The sequence below is a fragment of the Nodosilinea sp. FACHB-131 genome (assembly GCF_014695395.1).
Classification (GTDB): Bacteria; Cyanobacteriota; Cyanobacteriia; order Phormidesmidales; family Phormidesmidaceae; genus Nodosilinea.
Map to the genome: position 1 here is coordinate 581,527 of NZ_JACJOF010000027.1, position 21,172 is coordinate 602,698.

Annotated in this window: 24 protein-coding genes; 18 read left to right on the forward strand and 6 right to left on the reverse strand. The window is 56.3% G+C overall.

Going from position 1 to position 21,172, the window contains the following annotated elements; translation table 11 throughout:
• Positions 1–22: 22 nt before the first annotated feature.
• The 6 genes from pipX (at position 23) to H6F75_RS19035 (ending at position 3,645) form a co-directional block, all read left to right on the forward strand.
• Positions 23–295, forward strand: coding sequence for a transcriptional coactivator PipX (pipX, locus tag H6F75_RS19010; protein WP_190753993.1), 273 nt, complete (start codon positions 23–25; stop codon positions 293–295).
• On the forward strand, positions 292–987 hold the full coding sequence (locus H6F75_RS19015; protein WP_190753994.1) for a YggS family pyridoxal phosphate-dependent enzyme: 696 nt from the start codon (positions 292–294) through the stop codon (positions 985–987). The genes pipX and H6F75_RS19015 overlap by 4 nt, the downstream gene beginning before the upstream one ends.
• Before the next feature lie 522 nt (positions 988–1,509).
• Positions 1,510–2,112 (forward strand): cell division protein SepF, encoded by a 603-nt coding sequence (locus H6F75_RS19020; RefSeq protein ID WP_190753995.1) that lies wholly within the window; start codon positions 1,510–1,512, stop codon positions 2,110–2,112.
• 118 nt (positions 2,113–2,230) lie between these two features.
• Positions 2,231–3,043: a pyrroline-5-carboxylate reductase gene (gene proC, locus H6F75_RS19025; protein ID WP_190753996.1), complete on the forward strand. Its 813-nt coding sequence runs from the start codon at positions 2,231–2,233 to the stop codon at positions 3,041–3,043.
• 58 nt (positions 3,044–3,101) lie between these two features.
• Positions 3,102–3,338, forward strand: coding sequence for a DUF4160 domain-containing protein (locus H6F75_RS19030; RefSeq protein WP_190753997.1), 237 nt, complete (start codon positions 3,102–3,104; stop codon positions 3,336–3,338).
• Complete coding sequence (locus H6F75_RS19035; RefSeq protein ID WP_190753998.1) at positions 3,319–3,645, forward strand: DUF2442 domain-containing protein; 327 nt, start codon at positions 3,319–3,321, stop codon at positions 3,643–3,645. Before H6F75_RS19030 ends, H6F75_RS19035 begins: the two co-directional genes overlap by 20 nt.
• Positions 3,646–3,722: 77 nt before the next feature.
• Here the strand turns inward: H6F75_RS19035 and H6F75_RS19040 are convergent, their stop codons facing one another.
• Positions 3,723–5,003: an MSMEG_0569 family flavin-dependent oxidoreductase gene (locus tag H6F75_RS19040; protein WP_190753999.1), complete on the reverse strand. Its 1,281-nt coding sequence runs from the start codon at positions 5,001–5,003 to the stop codon at positions 3,723–3,725.
• A 368-nt stretch (positions 5,004–5,371) separates the two neighbouring features.
• Between H6F75_RS19040 and H6F75_RS19045 the strand changes: the two genes are divergently transcribed.
• From H6F75_RS19045 to H6F75_RS19085, 9 genes are all read left to right on the forward strand, one after another.
• Entirely contained in the window at positions 5,372–5,854 is a 483-nt protein-coding gene (locus H6F75_RS19045) for an MSMEG_0572/Sll0783 family nitrogen starvation response protein (RefSeq protein WP_190754000.1), read from the forward strand.
• A 60-nt stretch (positions 5,855–5,914) separates the two neighbouring features.
• Positions 5,915–6,961 (forward strand): Nit6803 family nitrilase, encoded by a 1,047-nt coding sequence (locus H6F75_RS19050; RefSeq protein ID WP_242020131.1) that lies wholly within the window; start codon positions 5,915–5,917, stop codon positions 6,959–6,961.
• 100 nt (positions 6,962–7,061) lie between these two features.
• Positions 7,062–8,150 (forward strand): MSMEG_0568 family radical SAM protein, encoded by a 1,089-nt coding sequence (locus H6F75_RS19055; RefSeq protein ID WP_190754001.1) that lies wholly within the window; start codon positions 7,062–7,064, stop codon positions 8,148–8,150.
• A 5-nt stretch (positions 8,151–8,155) separates the two neighbouring features.
• Positions 8,156–8,671, forward strand: coding sequence for an MSMEG_0567/Sll0786 family nitrogen starvation N-acetyltransferase (locus H6F75_RS19060; protein ID WP_190754002.1), 516 nt, complete (start codon positions 8,156–8,158; stop codon positions 8,669–8,671).
• A 329-nt stretch (positions 8,672–9,000) separates the two neighbouring features.
• Entirely contained in the window at positions 9,001–10,017 is a 1,017-nt protein-coding gene (locus H6F75_RS19065) for a sll0787 family AIR synthase-like protein (RefSeq protein WP_190754003.1), read from the forward strand.
• A 49-nt stretch (positions 10,018–10,066) separates the two neighbouring features.
• Complete coding sequence (locus tag H6F75_RS19070; protein ID WP_190754004.1) at positions 10,067–10,621, forward strand: Uma2 family endonuclease; 555 nt, start codon at positions 10,067–10,069, stop codon at positions 10,619–10,621.
• A complete protein-coding gene (locus H6F75_RS19075) occupies positions 10,621–11,796 on the forward strand; it encodes an MSMEG_0565 family glycosyltransferase (RefSeq protein WP_190754005.1) in 1,176 nt (391 codons plus the stop codon). Before H6F75_RS19070 ends, H6F75_RS19075 begins: the two co-directional genes overlap by 1 nt.
• 180 nt (positions 11,797–11,976) lie before the next feature.
• Positions 11,977–12,582, forward strand: coding sequence for a hypothetical protein (locus H6F75_RS19080; RefSeq protein WP_190754006.1), 606 nt, complete (start codon positions 11,977–11,979; stop codon positions 12,580–12,582).
• 70 nt (positions 12,583–12,652) lie between these two features.
• Positions 12,653–12,991, forward strand: a complete 339-nt coding sequence (locus H6F75_RS19085) for a hypothetical protein (RefSeq protein WP_190754007.1) — start codon at positions 12,653–12,655, stop codon at positions 12,989–12,991.
• A 121-nt stretch (positions 12,992–13,112) separates the two neighbouring features.
• Here H6F75_RS19085 and H6F75_RS19090 read toward each other — a convergent pair whose 3' ends face one another.
• The 4 genes from H6F75_RS19090 to H6F75_RS19110 form a co-directional block, all read right to left on the reverse strand.
• Complete coding sequence (locus H6F75_RS19090; RefSeq protein ID WP_190754008.1) at positions 13,113–13,595, reverse strand: response regulator; 483 nt, start codon at positions 13,593–13,595, stop codon at positions 13,113–13,115.
• Positions 13,592–15,103, reverse strand: a complete 1,512-nt coding sequence (locus H6F75_RS19095; RefSeq protein ID WP_190754009.1) for an ATP-binding protein — start codon at positions 15,101–15,103, stop codon at positions 13,592–13,594. The genes H6F75_RS19090 and H6F75_RS19095 overlap by 4 nt, the downstream gene beginning before the upstream one ends.
• Entirely contained in the window at positions 15,069–17,528 is a 2,460-nt protein-coding gene (locus H6F75_RS27810) for a CHASE3 domain-containing protein (RefSeq protein WP_199304001.1), read from the reverse strand. The genes H6F75_RS19095 and H6F75_RS27810 overlap by 35 nt, the downstream gene beginning before the upstream one ends.
• Before the next feature lie 97 nt (positions 17,529–17,625).
• Positions 17,626–19,071 (reverse strand): phenylalanine--tRNA ligase subunit alpha, encoded by a 1,446-nt coding sequence (locus tag H6F75_RS19110; RefSeq protein ID WP_190754010.1) that lies wholly within the window; start codon positions 19,069–19,071, stop codon positions 17,626–17,628.
• 109 nt (positions 19,072–19,180) lie between these two features.
• Here H6F75_RS19110 and H6F75_RS19115 point away from each other — a divergent pair, with 109 nt between their 5' ends.
• From H6F75_RS19115 to H6F75_RS19125, 3 genes are all read left to right on the forward strand, one after another.
• Complete coding sequence (locus H6F75_RS19115; RefSeq protein ID WP_190754011.1) at positions 19,181–19,633, forward strand: hypothetical protein; 453 nt, start codon at positions 19,181–19,183, stop codon at positions 19,631–19,633.
• Positions 19,634–19,734: 101 nt separating this feature from the next.
• Complete coding sequence (locus H6F75_RS19120) at positions 19,735–20,001, forward strand: TIGR02450 family Trp-rich protein (protein WP_190754012.1); 267 nt, start codon at positions 19,735–19,737, stop codon at positions 19,999–20,001.
• A gap of 103 nt (positions 20,002–20,104) precedes the next feature.
• The gene (locus tag H6F75_RS19125; protein WP_190754013.1) at positions 20,105–20,431 is read left to right on the forward strand and encodes a DUF2973 domain-containing protein; all 327 of its coding nucleotides are present in this window, start codon (positions 20,105–20,107) and stop codon (positions 20,429–20,431) included.
• Between the two features lie 113 nt (positions 20,432–20,544).
• On the opposite strand, the gene H6F75_RS19130 is transcribed toward H6F75_RS19125, so the two are convergent.
• Positions 20,545–21,051, reverse strand: a complete 507-nt coding sequence (locus H6F75_RS19130; protein WP_190754014.1) for a DUF393 domain-containing protein — start codon at positions 21,049–21,051, stop codon at positions 20,545–20,547.
• Between the last annotated feature and the right edge of the window lie 121 nt (positions 21,052–21,172).

A 21,172-nucleotide genomic window follows, 5' to 3' on the forward strand; every position in this document is an offset into this window, starting at 1 on the left:
GAAGAGCCTCTCTCATACCTGAATGAGCACAGAAACCTATCTAAATCACCCCAATTTTGGCCTGCTCTTTAGAGTGTGTATAGTAGACGACGGTCAAGAGCTGTATGCCACACTCTATGCCCAGCGGCTGTTTTTTTTAGTCACTAATTCTCCCACTGAGGGATTAGTGTTTCAACCCCTAGGCCGGAGCAACGCTCGCATGATGCTGGAAAGCCGCCTGCGGATTTTGCGGCGGGCAGGCCAGCAGGCCGAGTTCGATCGCCTCCAGCACACCTACAAGCAAACCTTTCAATGACCGCTGCCCCCGGTGCCCTGCCTGAGCAATTCGATCGGATTCGGCAAAGCATTCCCCCCACGGTAACCCTAATTGCGGTCACCAAGTTTTTGCCGGTAGAAACAATTCGCTCTGCCTACGACAGAGGCATACGCCATTTTGGCGAGAGCCGGGTGCAGGAGGCGATCGCTAAACAAGCCGACCTCAGCGACCTGCCCGACATCACCTGGCACCTGATCGGTCACCTGCAGACCAACAAAGCCCGCAAAGCCGTCGAACACTTCGACTGGATTCACTCGGTAGACAGTCTGAAGTTAGCCCAGCGGCTCGACCAGGCGGCTCACGAACTGGGGAAAGTGCCCCAGTGTTGCCTTCAGGTGAAGCTGGTGCCCGACCCGCCCAAGGCTGGCCTTGAGGCCGCCGAATTGCATGAGCTGCTGCCCCAGTTTGACCAGCTAGCTCACCTTAAAATTCGTGGGCTGATGACCATCCCCCCCCAAGGGTCGAGCACAGCTACGGCACGAGAGGTGTTTGCGGGGGCTAAATCCCTAGCTAACACTATCAATCAAACCAGCTTTGACCGGTTGCAGATCGACCAGCTTTCCATGGGCATGTCAGGGGACTATGGCACTGCGATCGCCTGTGGAGCCACCATGGTGCGACTGGGCACCATACTGTTTGGCTCTCGACCGCCATCTCCCCAACTCAGCTAAGACAGGATCCGGCCATTTTCGCCCTAGGTTTCTAACTTGAACCGGGAGCAGAGACGACGGCGGGGCAACGGGTTGGGGCGATCGCTAACACCCCTGGTAGGAGTTATTCTTCTAAGCAGAAATTTACGTTCTGACGCAAAACCAAAACACGATTAGAAAAAACTTTAACTAATTGTGAATTGACTCTTCCTTTTTTTGATTTCGTGTATACTGTTGACTCAATATTCTGCGTACAGGATATTAACCCAAACCCTAAGCCTGCCCTAGCTCAGGGAGAAGCGTCACCCCACGGTGTTGTTCTATCCACTGAGTTTTTAGACTAGGTTTAGGCGGTCAGCAGCCCTCCTAGAGAGGCTGACTACCCCATAACCCCAGGCTAACCCCATTAATTTTCACAACAGCCGTTGCAAATGGAAAAATGGCGCTATCATGGCCCTCGGATAACCGGAGCATGATGTGCCCCATTGGTCGAAGGCCGCGGGGTTGGTCTACCAGAGTGATAGTCATCGTGGAGTGTAAGTTGTGAGCAACATGTTTTCTAAACTGCGGGACTTCGTTGGCCTCAACGACCCAGCAGATTACGACTACGAATATGAAGAAATGGATGGAGAGGAGTACCAGAACCTCTACCAAGAAGAGAACACCCAGCCCATTGTGCAGCAGCCCCAGCCCGAAGAAATTCGCCGGAGCCGCCCCCGCCGCGAACGAATGATGCCCACTGATGCAGGAATGACCCCAATGGCCAGCAACGTAATTGGTATGCCCGGTGCCATGAACGGCACATCCGAAGTGGTGGTGATGGAACCCCGCTCTTTTGAGGAAATGCCCCAGGCCATTCAGGCGCTGCGGGAGCGGAAGTCAGTTGTCCTCAACCTCACCATTATGGATCCTGACCAGGCTCAGCGCGCCGTTGACTTCGTGGCAGGCGGCACCTATGCCATCGACGGGCACCAAGAGCGCATTGGCGAAAGCATCTTCCTGTTTACTCCCAACTGCGTGCAGGTAAGCACCCCCACCGAGTACGAAGAAGAAGTCTTCATGGGTCAGACCCAGGGTATGCCCATGCCCGGCCAAATGCCTCCCGCTCCCGCTTGGGGTGCCGAGGCTATGGCTCGCATGGCCTAGCGTTATCCACGCTTACTGACACACGACTATCACAGCCCCTGGTCTAGTGCCGGGGGCTACCTTAGGTTATTGTCTTCACTAGCGATCATGATTGGTTGAGTCGTCGGTGAGGATTGACATGCCTGAGGCAAAATTTGGGGTTATCGGCGGCGGGATGATGGGAGAAGCTCTCATTGCCCGCCTTCTTGATCAAGGGATTTTTGAGCCTGGCGCAGTAGTGGTGAGCGACCCCCAGGCAGCGCGGCGAGAGGTCTTGCACCACACCTACGGCGTGCAGACTACCGCAGAGAACCAAGTCGTAATCGATGCGGCTGAGACCGTCTTGCTGGCGATTAAGCCCCAGATGCTGACGGCGGTGGCGGCGAGTCTGGAGACCCCAGAGCGATCGCAACCACCCCTGCTACTGTCGATCTTGGCCGGGGTGCCCCTGGCCCGACTAGAAAAAGAATTTTTGGGCTGGGCGGTAGTGCGAGCGATGCCAAATACTCCCGCTACCGTGGGGGCCGGGGTGACAGCCTTGGCCGCTGGGGAGACCGTGAGTGCTGCCCAGCGAGAACAAGCGCGTACTATTTTTGCCAGTGTGGGCACCGTGGTGGAGGTGCCAGAAGTGCAGATGGATGCGGTGACGGCGCTCTCAGGTTCTGGGCCAGGCTACATTGCGCTGGTGGTAGAGGCCCTGGCCGACGGCGGCGTGGCGGTGGGACTGCCTCGGGCCACGGCATTGGAGCTGGCGATCGCCACTGTACGCGGCACCGGTGAGCTGCTGCACCAGGGCGACCTCCATCCCGCTGTGCTCAAAGATCGCGTCACGAGCCCCGGCGGCACAACCATTGCAGGAATTGCGGCCCTAGAGGCAGGTGGGCTGCGATCGGCCCTGATCGAAGCGGTGCGATCGGCTTATCTTCGTTCTAAAGAGCTGGGGCAGTCTTGAACAAGCTTCAGGCGATGCAAGCATACAATTGAAGTGTTTGGGAGTGTATATAGCCACGATGCCCACGTTACTTCGCGTTGGTCCCTACCGCTTCTTCTGTTATGCGGGCGATCGCGATGAGCCAGCCCACGTTCATATTGAGCGCGACAGTAGTGAGGCCAAGTTTTGGCTGACTCCAGTGAGGCTTCAGTTCAACAAGGGGTTTTCGTCTAACGAGATAAACCGCCTTCAAACGTTGACCGAGGACAATCAGCAGCAGTTATTGGAGGCTTGGCATGACTTCTTCAATGGTTGAAATCCTCAACATCCCTGAAATTCAGCAGGTTTCTATCTCTGCCGACCTGCTCACGGTTGATCTATCTGATGGGCGTGTTATCGCTGTACCGCTGGCCTGGTATCCTCGACTGCTCCACGGCACCTCGGCAGAACGTGACAACTGGCAACTGACCGGTAGTCAAGCAGGCATCCACTGGCCAGAACTTGATGAAGACATTAGCTTGAAGAATATTTTGCTGGGGCAACCTTCGGCAGAAAGCCAAACCTCGCTGCAACGGTGGCTCGAAAACCGAACTCCTCAAGCACGAAGCTCGCAGCACGCCTAGTGCTGAAGTGTGGCTGAGGAAAGAGTATTCTTGCCACGAACGCTAAACGCTCAGCAATGCACTATCTCGGAGATTTTCTATGAACCCATTGCCACTTCATTGACGGTCTGCAGGGCGCGGAGCGGGCTGATCCCAGCTCGAGCGGCAACCTGCTCCGCCAAATACTCCGCATCGCGGGCAATGCCGGAGAACCGGGCAGAGCCCCAAGTGTAGAGCCACGGCAGGCCAAGGAAATATAGCCCCGGCACGGTAGTAACTCCTCGGCGGTGGCCAGGATAGCCTTGACCGTTAAACACGGGTAGCTCGATCCAGCGAAAGTCGAGACCGTAGCCGATGCACCAAATCACCGAGGTGATGTTGGCTTCCCGATAGTCGATTTGGGTATCAACAATCTCCGGTTCCCACACCGGCTGATAGGGCGGGTCTATGGGCGCGTCAATGCCGTTCTTCTCAAGGTAGGTGTCGATGGTGCGCTTGATGCTTTCGGCCACGGCATCGGCTTTGTCGAGATTTTCCTTCAGGTCGTCGCTGAAGGTGAGCTGGGTGCCCTGAATATCTGTAAGCCGCCCATGCAGCCCCATGCCCTGCAAGGCAAAGTGGCGCAGATCAATTTCGCGCCCGCCGCCGCGTCCGGTGACGTAATGGTTGGTCTTGTGGCGCACGGTCTCTTTTTGCGGGTGGTCGTCAATGGCTAGGTCGTAGTAGCCCATTTGGTCGAGCCATTCCACCACGTCTTTGCCTCGGTAGCGGCGGGGCGATCGCGGCGCACTCCCTACGCATAGATGCACTTTCCGGCCCGCCAGGTGCAGGTCTTCGGCAATTTGACAGCCCGACTGCCCAGTGCCCACTACCAGTACCGCTCCCTCCGGCAAAGACTCAGGGTTGCGATATTCTGCCGAGTGCAGTTGCACAAGGTCGGGAGCCAGCCGCTCGGCCAAACGGGGAATTTTTGGGGTGTGGTAGCCGCCCGTGGCCACCACCACTTGACTGGCGGTAAAGATGCCCTGGTTGGTTACCACCTCAAAGCCGCCGCTCTCGGGCTGGCGCACCCGTTCTACCTTGACTCCGGTTTTGAGCGGTAGGTCAAAGTGGTTGGCGTAGCGCTCGATATACTCCACGATCGCATCGCGACCCATAAACCCCTCTGGGTCGTCGCCGGGGTAGGGGAATCCAGGCAGCTGGCACTGCCAGTTGGGCGTGACCAGGCAAAACGAATCCCACCGCTTAGTGCGCCAGGAGTGGGCGACCTGGTGCTGTTCAAAAATGATGTGGTCAATGCCTAGGCGACTGAGGCAGTAGCTAATCGACAGCCCGGCCTGGCCGCCGCCAATCACAATTACGCCGTAGTGCATAGTCATACCTTAGGTTCTGCAAGTGGTGTGGGATGGTCGTTCTTTTTCGTACCCTAGGCCGTTGCTCAGGGGATGCTTGTAACCCCAGCTACCAAAAGTCTTGATCTAGCGCTAGTGGCAGGGAGGGTAGGTGCGATCGCCCTGCTCTGCCCTCGTTTAGCGTAAATTTGACCCGCCTACCTATCGAAAGTGATAGGGGTATTCCTGTGACTGGAACCCCGAACTAGCGATTTCTATCCGTGCCCCTGTTGATTAGGTCAGACCACCAAAGTTTGTAGTTGCTGATACGGGAGCTTCAAGCGATCGCCCGTAAGGTGCTGAGACATGCAGCCAGACATGCCGCGCTGCCAGCAACTTTGCAAGGAACTGAATCTATGCCTGAAGTAACTTTGCCAGCCCACCAGGCTGGGGATTTTTTGGTTGATTACGAAGAGAAAGTATTTCCCGATGTGCAGGCCGAACCCGGCGAAAAAGCCCTGATCACCTTCCACACGGTAGCCTTTGAAGGATCCATCGGCTTGGTGAACCTGCTCCAGGCCACGCGCCTAATTCGCAAGGGCTTTGATACCTCGGTACTGCTCTACGGCCCTGGGGTCACTCTCGGGGTGCAGCGGGGTTTTCCCAAGCTCAACGATGAAGCCTTTCCCGGTCACCTGGCCATGAACAACCAACTCGTCAAGGTGATGGAACTGGGCGGTAAGGTCTACGCCTGCCGCTTTGCCCTCCAGGCCCTCTACGGCCACGGTGAGCCTTCTCTGATCCCCGGCATCCGCCCCATCAACCCCCTCGATGTGCTCGACCTCGTGCTCATGCACCGCAAAGAAGGAGCCTTCATTCTCGACACCTGGACCATGTAGAGACTCGTCAGCCTGCGTAGGGTGGGCACTGCCCACCACACCCCTCCTCCCCCACCGCCCATGGATTACACCAAAACTATTCGAGCCGCCGCCGCGCAGATCAGCCCTGTGCTGTTTAGCTGCGACGGCACCACCGAGAAGGTGCTGGAAACGATCGCCCAGGCTGCCCAGGCCGGGGTGAAGCTAATTGTCTTTCCAGAAACCTTTATCCCCTACTACCCCTACTTCTCATTTGTGCAGCCGCCGGTGCTCATTGGTAAAGAGCACATGCGGCTGTACGAAGAGGCCGTGGTAGTGCCGGGGCCGGTGACCGATGCGGTGGGCCGGGCGGCGCGATCCTACGGCATGGTGGTGGTACTGGGGGTGAACGAGCGGGAGGCCGGTTCGATCTACAACACCCAGCTGATCTTTGACGCTGACGGCACCCTGGTACTGAAGCGGCGCAAAATCACCCCCACTTACCATGAACGCATGGTCTGGGGCCAGGGGGATGGGGCCGGGCTGCGGGTGGTAGAAACGGCGGTGGGGCGTGTCGGAGCACTGGCCTGCTGGGAGCACTACAATCCCCTCGCCCGCTATGCGCTGATGACCCAGCATGAGCAGATCCACTGCGGTCAGTTTCCGGGGTCGATGGTGGGGCAGATTTTTGGTGACCAAATGGAGGTCACCATGCGCCACCACGCCTTGGAGTCAGGCTGCTTTGTGGTCAATGCCACCGGCTGGCTCACGCCAGAGCAAAAGCAGCAAATTACCGCTGATGAGGGGATGCACCGCGTGCTGTCGGGGGGATGCTACACCGCCATCATTAGCCCTGAGGGGGTACCTCTGACGGAGCCGATTACTGAGGGGGAGGGGTTGGCGATCGCCGATCTCGACTTCTCCCTAATTACCAAGCGCAAGCGCATGATGGACTCGGTGGGCCACTACGCCCGCCCCGACCTGCTGCGCCTGCGGTTGAATGCCGAACCCTGGTCGGTGATAGAAACGACTGCGCAAGCGGCACAGGTTTCCTCCAGCGTGAACGGAGCCTCGCCGACTGCCCCAGCATTGGCAGATGAAGCAGCCGTTGGTCTACCCCCCAACAGCCTTGGTCTGCCAACCGCCTAGGTCAAAGTTTTCGTAGCTCAATAGGTATGTGTATGCTCGCTAGCCAGTCGTTAGCGGCAGTGATTGACGCAGGTTTTTATCGGGTATTGAATATCAGGCCATGAACAAGCAGCGGTTGATTACAGAGTTACAAACCCACGGGCTGCGGCTGGTGGAATCTGCCCCTGGAGCAGCGGGGCGGCGAGGCGGGGCAGGCCCCTCTGACCACCGCGCCATCACCATCGACGGTACTACCGTCATGGTGCCGGTCTACAACGATAGCGCCGCCCACTCTCCCTACACCCTCAGAGCTACCGCCGCCAGCCCCTTGCATATAGAGGCCTCGGGAGAAGCCATCACCCCCATCGACGTGCCCAATGCCCCCAGATTCTACGGTCTGACCACCGCCGATGGTATTCCCTACTCGAAGATCGCCCTCCTCCACGGGCGCGATGTGTTGGCTACCACGGTGCAGCAGACCTGCATGCGCTATCGCGACCCGGCTACGGCCTGCCAATTCTGCGCCATCGAAAAGTCCCTAGACGCGGGTCGCACCATTGCCCGCAAAACGCCGCAACAGCTGGCGGAGGTAGCCGAAGCCGCCGTGCGGCTAGACGGGGTCACCAACATGATCATGACGACGGGAACGCCGAATACGAGCGATCGCGGGGCTGCCTACCTAACCGAATGTGCCACCGCCATTCGCCAGCGGGTACCCAACCTGCCCATTCAGGCCCAGTGCGAACCGCCCGATGATTTTATTTGGTTTGAGCGCATGAAGGCGGCAGGCGTCGACAGCCTGGGCATGCACCTTGAAGCGGTGGATCCTAACGTGCGAGCCAGAATTATGCCCGGCAAGGCAGAGGTTCCCCTCACCGTCTACTTTGCGGCCTTTGCAGCCGCGGTGAACGTGTTTGGTTGGGGCCAGGTGAGTACCTACCTGCTGGCGGGCCTGGGCGACAGCTTAGAAACCCTGGTGGAAGCGAGCGATCGCCTCATCCAGCTTGGCGTGTACCCCTTCGTAGTGCCCTTTGTGCCCATTGGTGAAACGCCGCTGGCCCACCATCCTGCCCCCAGCAGCGAGTTCATGTTCACGCTCTACCAACGGGTGGGGGCGCTGCTGAAGCAGTCGGGCATGGCCTCGGCAGATATGAAGGCAGGCTGCGCTAAATGCGGCGCTTGTTCGGCTCTGTCTACCTTTGAGGGTTAATGACTATGGCTCTCCATCGCTATAGCTTTGAACTAGCGACGTCGCCCTACGATCTAGAAGGCTATTTTGCCCTGCGTCAGGCCATTTTCTGCGAAGAACAGGGGCTATTTGACCACGATGACGCCGACAGCTTGGATGGCGTCGCCTACCCCATCGTCGCCATTGACCACGAAGCCCTCCCAGAAAACCGCGTCGTAGGCGTGGTGCGCATTTACGAAAAATCGCCCCGGCTCTGGTACGGCGGACGCCTGGGGGTTCATCCCAACTATCGCCGGGTAGGGCGCATCGGCAAAGGACTGATTCACAAAGCGGTGACGACGGCCAATACCTGGGGCTGCGATCGCTTCCTTGCCACCGTGCAAGAGCAAAACGTCCGCTTCTTTCAGCGCCTCCACTGGGACTCGCTGGAGGAGATGGTGCTGTGCGATCGCAACCACCACCTGATGGAAGCCGATCTGGCCCACTATCCCCCCGGTGACGAGGTGCGGCCTGGGTTGGCGGGGCTGCTGCAAGTGTCTTGAGGAGTGGATGTGTAGGGGGTGAGGGGTGGATGGGTAGGGGGTGGATGGGTGAAGGGGCGATAGAGCTATGGGGTGATGAAGGGGTGAGGCGAGAATGGTTGCTACCTCGGGGTCTAGATCGCCGCCCATCAGCTCGCAAAACATAGGTTTAAACCGATGAGCAGCCAATCCTTTCCATGGGGTGAAGGGCGGCAGAACGCCCTTCGAGACAGGGGCCTGGGCCAGCGAAATGGCCCCAGCAGTAGATCTGGCTCTCTCACCACTCGCCTTCGCTAGCCATACATTCCATGCATCACCAGGTAACCTCTCCAAGCACCCCTCAATCATTTATGTCAGACGAGCTAAAGCTATCTGAACTGGCTGCCGAACTGCGGCGATCGCTCGGCATCCTCCACAAACAAGACATTCAAACAGCGGCGGATCGCCTGGGCACCTACGTGCGTTCCACCACCCAGCAACCCATTCTGCTAGGAGATGACTGCGCCGCCATCCCCGACGGCGAGGGCTACCTGCTGCTAGCCGCGGAGGGCATGTGGCCTACCCTGGTGGAGACTGATCCCTGGTTTGCCGGGTGGTGCGCCGTAATGGTCAACGTCAGCGACATCTACGCCATGGGGGGCCGCCCGATCGCCGTAGTCGATACCATCTGGAGCCCATCCGCCGCATCAGTGGATCCCCTATGGCAGGGCATGGTGGCAGCATCTCAAGCCTTCAACGTGCCGATTGTGGGTGGGCATACCAGCTGCCATAGCCCCTACGCGGCTCTATCAGTCGCCATTCTAGGCAGGGCCCAGCGCCTGATCACCAGCTTCAGCGCTCAACCGGGGGATGTGCTGCTCCACATTACCGATATGCAGGGGCACATGCACCCCCAGTACCCGTTTTGGAATGCGGCGACAGATTGTGAGCGCGATCGCCTACAAGCCAACCTAAATCTACTGCCTACCCTGGCCGAATCGAGCCTCTGCGACACCGGCAAAGACATCAGCATGGGCGGCATTGTGGGCACCACACTGATGCTGCTGGAGACATCAAACTGTGGGGCGGTGCTGGATTTAGGGGCGATCGCCCCACCCCCTCAAGTAGACTTGCTGCCCTGGCTGCTCAGCTTCCCCAGCTACGGCTACCTGCTCAGCGTCCGTCCCGAAGCTGTAGCGCAAATACAGCCCCAGTTCCACAGCCGAGGGCTGGTGTGTGAACCCGTGGGCAGAATTACTGATGGGCAAACCCTCACCCTTCGGCTTGGCAATGCTGCCCTCTGCTTTTGGAACTTCGCTACCGAATCTCTTACTGGATTTAGCCGGGGTGAACAGCTCAGAAAAAACTATGACTCACGATCTGCATAATTTATAACAGAGAGTATCGCTGGTTCTTACCGTTGCGAGGGCGCTGCCTATGACTATTGCCACACAATTACTTACCCTCGATGAGTTTCTAGAACTCCCTGAAACCAAGCCCGCCTCAGAGTTTATCAATGGCAAAATCATTCAAAAACCCATGCCCCAGGGAGAGCATAGCCGATTGCAAGGTAAACTCAGCACCGCCATTAATGCGGTGACTGAGACAGCTCAAACAGCTTATGCATTCCCAGAATTACGCTGCTCATTTGGAGGAGCATCGATCGTTCCAGACATCGCAGTTGTTCGCTGGCAAAGAATTCCTCGCCAAGCGTCTGGTCGTATCCTAAATCGTTTCCCCATTCATCCCGATTGGTCTATTGAAATCCTATCGCCCGAGCAGAGGCAATCCCGAGTACTGAGCAACCTACTCCACTGTGCTCAGCATGGCACTGAGCTAGGTTGGCTAATTGATCCAGCCGATGAGACCGTTCTGATTGTTTGGCCCGACCAACGGGTGCAGTTCTTTGAAGGAGAGGCGCTGCTGCCTGTGATTGAAGGAGTTGAGCTATCGCTCACGGTTGCTCAGATCTTTGGCTGGTTAGTCCTTTGATGGTTTCTCCCCTCAGTGTTGCTCTACTTACCTACTCCACCAAGCTAAGGGGTAGTGTTGTGCATACCTTAGAGTTGGCGACAGCATTAACAGAGTTAGGGCATCAAGTTTGCGTTTACGCCCTTGATAAAGATGGTCAAGGCTTTGAGCGAGCGGTGCCAGCCAAAGTCCAGCTAGTACCTGCCGCGTCACCCCCGGCTAGCCTGTCTCCTGACCAGGCCACTGACGCGCTGATTCGTCAGCGCATTCAAGAATTTGTCGATTACTTTATAGCCCATCCCGAAGCCTGTCACGACATCTACCACGCCCAGGACTGTATTGGGGCCAACGCTTTGGTGCAGCTGCGGCAGCAAGGCCGAGTGCCCAACGTGGTGCGTACCGTTCACCACATCGAAGACTACCCCAGCATTTATCTCCAGCAGTGCCAAGATAAGTCAATTCGCGACCCAGACCTCTGCCTGTGCGTGAGCGATCGCTGGCACCAAGCCCTCCGCAACGAGTACGGCATCGAATCCCCCAGAGTGCTCAATGGCGTCGACTTACGACGATTCTCCTCAACCCTCTCAGGCCAAGAAGACGCCCTTAAAGCTCGCTACCGTCTCACGGGCTCCCCCATTTATCTCACGGTGGGCGGCATTGAACCGCGTAAGAATTCTCTGCGCTTGTTAGAGGCTTTTGCCCAAGTGCTGACTACCTATCCCCAGGCTCAGTTAGTTATTGCCGGTGGAGCTACCCTGTTTGACTACGAACCCTACCGGCAAGGATTTCTCGCGCTAGCCGAAAGCCTGGCGCAGCAGCACGGGCCACTGATCGGTAAGTCAGTAATTTTGCCGGGAGTAATTGCTGATGATGAGCTGCCTGCTCTGTATCGCACCGCCAATGTGTTTTGCTTTCCCTCGACTAAAGAAGGCTGGGGGTTGGTGGTGTTAGAGGCGATCGCCTCAGGCTTACCCGTTATTACCGCTGACCAGCCCCCCTTTACCGAATTTCTCAGCTCAAAGCAGGCTCTATTAGTCAATCCTGACTCGCCCTCGGCTATTGCCGCAGCTATGCTTGCGGTGCTCGACTCCAAGGCGGCTGATCAGCTCGTCCAGCATAGTCAGGCGGTGCTACCCAACTACACCTGGAATAAATCGGCCAGTCTGCACGTTACCCACTATCAAACCTTGATATAGCGGCAGATTTGGCGTTCAAACCTCGTTCAGCAGAGAGAATTCTGACTACCATAGATGCAGGATAGCCGCTACAGAGTCGAGCACGGCTGCCGGTCAAATTTATAAAAACGCGTTTTTGGAACCTGACTGGGTTCCCAATCATCTGTTCACCTCAAGAGGGTCGTCTGAGTGGCTGCTGCCATGGTCAATGCCGTTTCTACCCCTGCCCCTGCCGATGCGCTGCCCCTAGTCGATGCCCCACTCGATGAGGTGCAGCTCAGTTTGCCCGTCGATGAGCCCGCCCCAGAGCCATTGACTATTCCTCCAGCGACGCTAGCTCTGGCAGCCCAAGACGTGCGTATGGTGCTGCGCGAGCAAAATGAGCAAAGCCAAATCTTGACCACCAAGCTCAATATTTTGTTTGTGGCCAACGGGGCGCTGCTCACTAGCCTCAGCATTTCGCGGCTGCTGGTGAGCGGCAGCGTGTTTAGCATCGCCGAAATCATTGGGTTTTTGGCTAGCTTCTCGCTGCTGATGGGTGCGTTTTTGCCCCGCCAGGTAGCCGTTACTCCCAATCTAGAAGATCGTAAATTTTTAGAAACCTATCTGGCCTTGCCTGAGCAAGATTACCAGCTACAAATGCTGGTAAACCTGTCTGAAACCTACAATGCCAACAAGCAGCGGCTTGAAGATACTTCGCAAAGCCTTAAATATGCGGCCTACACCATCTGGAGCACAACTGTTATCATGCTGGTACATATCCTGGTAATTTACGTGGCTACCGGGTCATCTTCTGGGTTAATCTAGCGCCAGTCTAGAGACTCTGGCTAGAAGCTCTGGCTCTAACGTTTTTGACCGCATTTAGCGGGAAACCAGTATGAGTGATGGACAGCAAGAAACGACTCTAGAGCGGCGCGTAGCGTTGCCAGATCCAGATGTGAGCAACATTACCGTGCTCACCGAGAGTTTGCCCAACGAGCCCGTGCTGCCCTGGCACCACTTTGACTCTCCCTGGCTCGATCGTGACACCGAAGTGCCCCCTGAGGAAAGTGAAGCTGAAGCCACCTCAGAAGCCAGCCCTGATTCTGAACCCACCGAGCAGCTGACCCTAGAGTTAGAGGTGCCAGTGAGTTCCTTAGATCCGGTGGGTTCCTTGGACTCGGTGGATTCCTTAGACAACGTATCTGGTGATGTAACCACAGAATCTGCTGCCTAGAATGAGTTTTGGCGGCGCGGCTTGTAAGCAGAAGCGATCGCCGCAGGATTTCAACAGCACTAGGCCAGACCGATCGCGCTAAAGACGTAATGGATGCGATCGCCAGTTTTTTGCATCGGAATTAGGCCAATGAACCTGAGCCGCCGAGCTGGTCCATATCCATATCGAGCTGGGGCTTTTCGTTATAGGTAATCCAGTGCAAATTTAGGGTTGTGAGAATATCGACCAGCTGATCAAAATCTGCCGGTTTGACAATGTAGGCATTGGCCCCTAAATCATAGATGTGATTGATATCAGCAAACTCCCTGGATGACGTCAGCACAACCACAGGTAAGCGGCGAAAATGGGGATGTTGCCGAATCCACGACAGCACCTCTGCCCCCGACCGGCGCGGCAGTTTGAGATCGAGCAGTACGAGCACAGGTAGCGGGTAAGCTGCGCGATCGCCGTAGGGGGCGTCTCCAGAGAGGTAACCTACGGCGGCATCGCCGTCACTCACCACCTGTAGCGGCGTGATGATTCCAGCCTTGCGAGCAGCCCGCTGCACCAGAAAAACATCCTTTGGATTATCCTCGACCAGGAGTATGGTGTGTTCCGTGTTCATCTCGCGACACCTTTGGCGCTCGGCAACTCCACCCAAAACCGGCTCCCTTGCCCCGGCTGAGATTCAACCCCCACCTGCCCTCCCATACGCTCCACTCCCTTGCGAACAATTGCTAGGCCAACCCCAGTACCTGGATATTCGGCCTCACCGTGCAGACGGGTAAAGGGGCTAAAAATTTCCTGCTGTCGATCTAGTTCAATACCTATCCCATTGTCTTCTACGTATAGTCGCACGGTAGAGGGTTCCCCGGCCCGCTCTTCAGCCCATACTCGCACCTGGGGCTGCACACCATCGGCGACAAATTTAATCGCGTTCGAGAGTAGGTTGATCACGACCTGCATGAGAATGAGGCGATTGGCCTGAACAATGGGTAACGGTTCGTCAATAGAAACGTGAGCCTGCTGGTGCTGAATGTTTGATTTGAGCTGGGTCACGACTTCGGCTAACACAGACGAGATGGTGACCGGCTCTAGCTGGATCTCAGCGCGCCTTAAATGGCTATAGGTTAAGAGGTCAGTAATTAAAGTATTTAGGTGTTGGGCATTGGCCCCAATGCGCTGCAAAATTTCTAAAGAATTGGCGTCCAGCGTTTCACTCAGGTCTTCTCGCAAAATTTGAGCAAACCCCTGAATGGCTCGCAGGGGAGCCTGTAGATCGTGGGAAATAGAATATGTAAACTCCTCAAGATCTTGATTCACCGCTTCCAGCTCGGCAGTGCGTTCCTGCACTCGGGTTTCTAAGGTGGCATTGAGTTCCTGAAGGGCCACTTCGGCTTGTTTGCGGCTGGTAATGTCTTCGAGCAGCCCATCGACAACAGTAATCCCTTCAACGGTGTTTAGGGTGGTGGTCAACAGCGCCCAAAACTGGGTACCATCGCTTTTTTGCAGGTTCACCTCTCGCTCTTGCTGCTGGGGTGACGATTCATCCATTAGCTGCCTGTAGCAGTCGCGCATATCGAGCCAGTCTGCGGCATTGACTTGAGCCGGAGACTGTGCGCCCAGTAGCTCTAGAAAAGCGCGGTTTGCTTCAATCAATGTGCCGTCTGCATCAAACCTAAAAATGCCGATCTTGACCTGATTTAGCAACCGCTGCAAGCGAATTTCTACTAGAGCTGCCTGTTGCTGCCTTTCCCGTCGCTCTAGGGCAATCCGCACGGCGATGGGTACACGAATGTAGCGATTTGGCTCTTTGATGATGTAGTCATCGAGGCCTAGCTTCATGGCTTCGACGGCGACTTCCTCGGTGCCCGTGTTGGTAAACATCACCACTGGGCAGTTGGGATACCGCTGTTTCACCATTTCTAAAATGTCTAGCCCGGTCGTCCAGCGCAACTGGAAGTCAGTGATCACAGCAGCAAAGTCACCGATCGCGATCGCCCGATTTAATTCCCCAGAACTGGTGATTTCTTGAACATCTAGCGCATCAAATTCCCGCTGCAATTCCCGTAGAACCAGGGCGCGATCGCTGCGGTTGTCATCGATCAGAAGAATGCGGAGGGGTGAGGTCATGGGTTTCTTCGTTCAGAGCGAGAACAACACCGGGCAGTGCAATCCAAAACCGGCTCCCATGACCCAGTTGCGATTCCACTCCGGCTTGTCCACCCATCCGCTCTAGCCCTTTGCGCACAATGGCTAACCCAATGCCTGTACCAGGGTAGCTTTCGGCACCGTGCAGGCGTTCAAAGACGCGGAATATGCGCTCCTGGTGTTCAGGGCCAATGCCGATACCGTTGTCTACAATCCACAACCGTATCCAGCGGACATCATCTTGATACGTTTCTTCGGCAAAAATATCTATCTGGGGTTGGGTAGTGGGTGCCACAAACTTGATCGCGTTGCCGACTAGGTTAATGACGGCTTGAATCAGGGTTGAACGATGGGCCATAACTGAGGGCAAGGCCGCCGCAACGTTAATCTGAGCCTGCTTTTCCTCCATTTGAGCCGTTGACTGCTTCAAAGCTTCCTCTACGACTTCATTTAAATTGGTGGGCTGTAGATTGATTTGCGTACGCGTTAGGCGACTGTAGTCTAGCAAGTCACTGATCAGCCCATTCATCTGCACCGCATCGTCAATGATGGAGTCAACGTAGCTTTTGCAAAAATCTTCGATCTGGTCGCCACAGTCTTCTAACAGCGCTTGGGCAAAACCCTGCATAGTGCGCAGCGGTGCCCGCAGATCATGGGAGACCGAATAGGTAAAGGCCTCTAGTTCCTGGTTGGTTTCGGCCAGTTGGGCGGTACGTTCTCTAACGCGCTGCTCTAGGGTGTCATTTAGTTGTTGGAGGGCGTCTTCGGCCTGCTTGCGATCGCTGATGTCTTCTACAACAGCAATGAAGTAATCGGGCTCTCTGGTGGGTTTTCGCACTAGAGATACCGTCAAGTTAATCCAGACCAGGGAATGGTCTTTGCGGATATAGCGTTTCTCCATGGAGTAGGTTTGAATCTCGTCGGCCAACATCTGGTGAAAGTAAGCAACATCAATATCCAAGTCCTCTGCATAGGTGATGTCTTGAAACGTGCGTTGCAGCAATTCATCACGGGTATAGCCAACAATCTGACATAGCTTTTGATTGACCCGCAGCCAGCGACCGTCTGAGTTGACATGGGCAATGCCAACGGCGGCTTGGTTAAACGTAGAGCGAAACAACTGCTCCTGCTCGCGTAGCTCCGTCTCGGCCTGCAATCGCTCCTGGAGTTCGTGCTGGAGCTGTTGATTGGTAGCCTGAAGCCGCCAGCGCAGGCGAGACTGTTGCAGCGCGATCGCCAGCTGATTGGCTACCTCAATGACAATTTCCTGGGCTTCTTCATTAAAGGCCGCAGGTTCCACCGATGACAGGTTGAGTTCTCCGACTAGGGTGTTGTTTACCAGTAGGGGCACACACAGACAGCTCAAAAAGCCGTGCGATCGCAATCGCACCAGTACAGGTGGACAAGAATCGGCGGTGGGCAGGTTTTGAATGTAGCGAACCCCGTGCAGCAGGCTCTGTTCTGGGGCAAAGTCAGCCATGGCTAAACGGGTGCCCACAGGCATCGTCAGGTCCCCAGTCTGCCTAATTCCGGCTAGTACTTGCGCGGTTTCAGCTTCTAAATCGAATACGGCCACCAGCGCTTCTTGGTAGGGAACAACTTGACCCATTTGAATGAGGGCATTGTCAATCAGAGGTTTGTCCAGCTCCGTGGCCAAAATCGCTCGGTCGATGTCATGCAGAGCTGCCAGTCGCTGGGCGCTGCGCTGGAGTGAAATAGCCGATTGTTCGGATTCCTGGGTGCGGGCTTGGGCGGTTTGCAAGGCCCCTTCATAAACCCGCGATACCTGTAAAATTTGGCGATAGATAAAATAGGCCAGAACAACCCCGATGCCGATGGCCAAAAGCCCACTGGTCACAATTACCGATTGAGTCGCGGCTTGAGCCCTCTGGCTACGCTGATCTCGTAGTTGCTCCTCTGTGGCCACAAAAGTCGCGATCTGCTGTCGCATCTGATCCACAAGCTGTTTTCGGCCTCTAAGGTCGCTCAAAGATTCCAGTTCGCCCCGTTGCCTGCGGGCAATGGCCGGTAAAACCTGTTGTTCCCACTGCTGAAATGCGGCCGTCAGCTCAACAATGCGTTGGGCCTGACTTGGATTGTCTGCAACCAGAGTTTTCAACTCCTCCAAGCTAGGTTCAATCAGCGCATCGGCTTGCTCGTAGGGTTCCAAAAACTCAGGCTCTCCGGTCAGCAGGTAGCCGCGAAAGCCAGTCTCCATATCCAGCACCAGCTTTTGAGCTGAGTTGGCCTGCGCAATCACCTGCCCTGTGCGGTCTACCGACTCTAGGGCAGACAACAATCGAGTGATTTGCCAGATGGAGATCCCCGACAGCAGCAGCGGTAGGACAACGGGTAGGGCGATCGCAAGGGTTAGCCGCTGGCGAAAACGGATGTGGGGAATGGCCAAGATCGTGCCTTTACGCTACTCCTGCCTTTCATACCTGATCGGCTCTCCCCATGGCTTCCGCCTAGGGACGGTTTTGAGGTAGCGTCACCGGCCAGGGTCAGAATCGAATATCGGGGCCAATCAGGTCGGAAAGCTTTTCTACGCCGTAGAGCAGCATGGCAATGCGCTCTAGACCCAGCCCCCAGGCGACGGTGGCTTTTTCGCCGCAGCCCAGAGGCTCCAGCATTTCTTGACGAAACAGGCCCGAGTTGCCCACTTCGATGTAGCGATCGCTCAGGGGATGGTAGGCAAACACCTCCAGCGACGGCTCCGTATAGGGGTTATAGGTGGGCTTAAACTTGAGATCCTTAAAGCCCAAGCGCTCGTAGAAATAGGTCAGGTAGCCCATCAAGGTGCGCACGCTGAGCAATTCGCCCACCACTACGCCTTCGATCTGGTGGAACTCGGCTAGGTGGGTGCGATCGACGGTTTCGTTGCGGAAGACGCGATCGATGGAGAAGTATTTGCCGTCTTTGCCCTGAAGCTGATGCAGGCGGCGGGCGGTAGAGGTCGTGGTGTGGGCCCGCAGAATGGCGCGACTGGCTTCGTCTTCGGTCCACTGGCCGCCGTAGTTGGCTTCGTGCACCTGTTTGACGCGCTGCACTAGGGCTGGGTCGTCGGGCAGGGGCAGGGTCTGGGGGTTGGCTAGGTAAAACGTGTCCTGCACTTCGCGGGCTGGGTGGTCTTGGGGGGTGAAGAGAGCGTCAAAGTTCCAAAAGGCCGACTCCACCATATAGCCCGACATCTCGTCAAAGCCCATGTTCAAAAAGATGTCGCGAATGCGCTGAATGCACTGGGTGAGAATAGTAGGCCGTCCGTAGGCAACGTTGGGCACCTCGGCGTGAATGTCGTAGGGCTTGAGGTCAGCCTGCCGCCACTGGCCCGACAAAATTAGCTCACTGGTCAAAGTCGTTACCACATCCCCCAGATCCAGGGTTTGCAGGGCCGGGAGCACGGTGAGGCTATAGTCTGTCTCGACTCGACTGACAATGTAGCCCTGCTGCTGGAGCCACTCCAGAGAGGACGACGCACTGGCACCTAAAACCTGGCCCGCCGCGATCGCCTCAAATACCCCCTGCCGCTGCTGGTAGGCCCCCAGCACCGACGACTTCAGCACGGCCACAGTCCCTTCCCCGTCGCCGTCGAGCAAATCGACGGCCTGCTCGCGCCGCAGGGCACCGTAGTTGAGGCTAAAGGCAGGGCCAAGCTCAGCCTGGAGCAGAGCGCGATCGCGCTGACCCTGCAACAGCCTATCCGCTAGCGGGAACCCCGGCAGCACGCCGGCTAAATCTTCTCCCTTAGCCGTCAGCGCCCAGGTCTGCTGGGTATGCTCTTGCCACTGCACATAGCCATTGAGAGCACCGCTGAGCAAAAAGCCATTGATAAAGTTGAAGTCAAACCCGGCTTGGGCACAGAGCGATCGCAGACTCGCCACCGTTTGCTGCCGCTGCAACAGGTCGATAAACTGCCGCTGTTTGCCAGTGAGCTGAAGCAGGTCGAGCATAGCCAAGGTTTGGAAAATCTCTATCAGCCTATCAATCTTCCCCCATTCCCAAGGGCCAAGATTGATGAAAAGATAACACCAGTGCCCGGATTCAAGAGATTTTTCCCCTATGTCTGACGAGCCCACTCTGCCCTCCGGCCCTGGTTTCGGCCTTACATTTCTGTATTACTTTTCTGGCACTGCTCTGGTTACAGCCCTGCTGGCGGTCAAGTCCCTCGGCATCGGCTTAGACACTGGCCTGCCTAACCTATATGGCACCCTATTTGGCACTGTGGGCGGTCTCCTGGGTGCTTTCGTCAATCGCAGCACTACGTTGACCCTGCCGATCAACAGCCGCAAAACCTTCAAGCGGGAGCTAGATGCCGCCCTGATTGAAATGGGCTATACCGAAGATAGTGAGGCCAACCTAGAGGGCATTCTGGTCTACCGCCGTTCCTTGGTGCGCCAGCTTCTCTCCGGTCGCGTGTATGTGCTGCTGAGCGAAAAGCAGGCTCAAATCAGCAGCCGGGCCGTGCACATGGGCAGCATCAAAAAACGCCTCGCAGCCAGCGGTATACGATAGAAGAGCGGTAAAAGTTTTGAATTCTTCCAACACAGCTCAAACTCAAAACTCAAAACTAAGCACTCACAACTCCCCCACCACCTCCTTCCCCCACTCCCTCAATGCCCCGCAAGCAAAAGTATCCCCACCTGCTCGGCTCAAAATGGACGGCCTGTCAAAAGACCGAAGGCTGGCGACATTTTCAGGTGACTAACCGCAAGCAGGATGGCCAGTGGGTGTTTGCAGAGCTGGTGGCCTCCTGTGACCCCACGGTGAGGCTGTGGGTCAATGCCAAACAACTCAAAAATCGAGTCCTCTGGCAGCCGGGGTGGCAACCTCTCAACCCGTCAGCTCCCGCGGCTGAGGAAGACTTATTTTGGTTAAACTAAAGGTTAAAAGGTGCTGACATTTGAGTTTTCGATCTGGCGAAGCACGCAGACCTGAAACGCGTTAAAGTCAGTACAGGCAAAGGTTCGCCAGAGGACAGCAGCTATGTGGCACGTGGTTTACATTATTGCGTTTGCGGTTCTGGCGATTATGGCGATCGCAAACCTGGTCAGAAACTTGATTCTGCTCGGCGGCAACGCCCGCAATCCCCAGTCACCTAGAACTTATAGCGGCCAGCAGAACGCTTCAGGCGATCGGCCTATGCCCCATCCTGAACTGCTTGATCAAGACGGACAGGTGATCCGCGAGCCGCTGCTAGTGATGCGGTCTATCTCGGTTAAAGATGCCCGTGAGCAGCTCGACGCCCTCTACAACGGCAACGGTAGCGCCCTCGATGAGCCAGAAGATAGCGGCTCAGAGCCTGACCTCTAACGCCACTCTTTAAGCAGCACTCCTGAAGCTAGAAGGCTGAGTTCTCTCGAAAGGGAACTCAGCCTTTTTGATACCTGCCTGCTTTTGCTTGGGAGGCTAGGATGAGCACTGCTCTAAAGGCGGCAGCGATCAGAACCCGACTCAGAACTAGGGTCGCTTGCTGGGCTGCTGCAACCTTGAGCCAGGCGGGCTTCACGCTCAGCTAAAATCGTTTTGAGGCTGGGCCTGCCAGTAACCGCTAGGCGCCAGTTGGCCCATAGACCGTAGACCCAATCGACCAGCGGGCCAAGCAAGGGCCAGCGAGTAGGCGCGTAAATCCAGCCAATGCCTAGAACGTCATATACCTGGCGAAACACGTCCACGTTTTGGATCACGGTGCCATCGGCCTTGACGGCATGGATGCGGCCCATGGCCGTGGCAAAATCGACGCCGCCGTTGTCCTCAGGGCGGTAGTCATCAGCCGCAATGTCGGTAAAGGCGATCAGGCCACGCCCGTTGTCTTGCTTACGCAGAAAATTGACTTCCCGCAAGCATAGGGGACAGTCGCCATCATAGAGCAGCTTAATTTTCCAAGCGATCGCATGGGGTGCTTGGGCAGAAGATGCAGCGGCAGTCGTCATAGAAATTTGGGGCCAAGACAGTGCAAAGAGAGAATTATCCCTACACATATCTTAACAACCTCGACCTCGGTCTGCGGCAAGGGCCGTTAAATTTGGTGCTTGTTGACTGGCTAAACGCCCC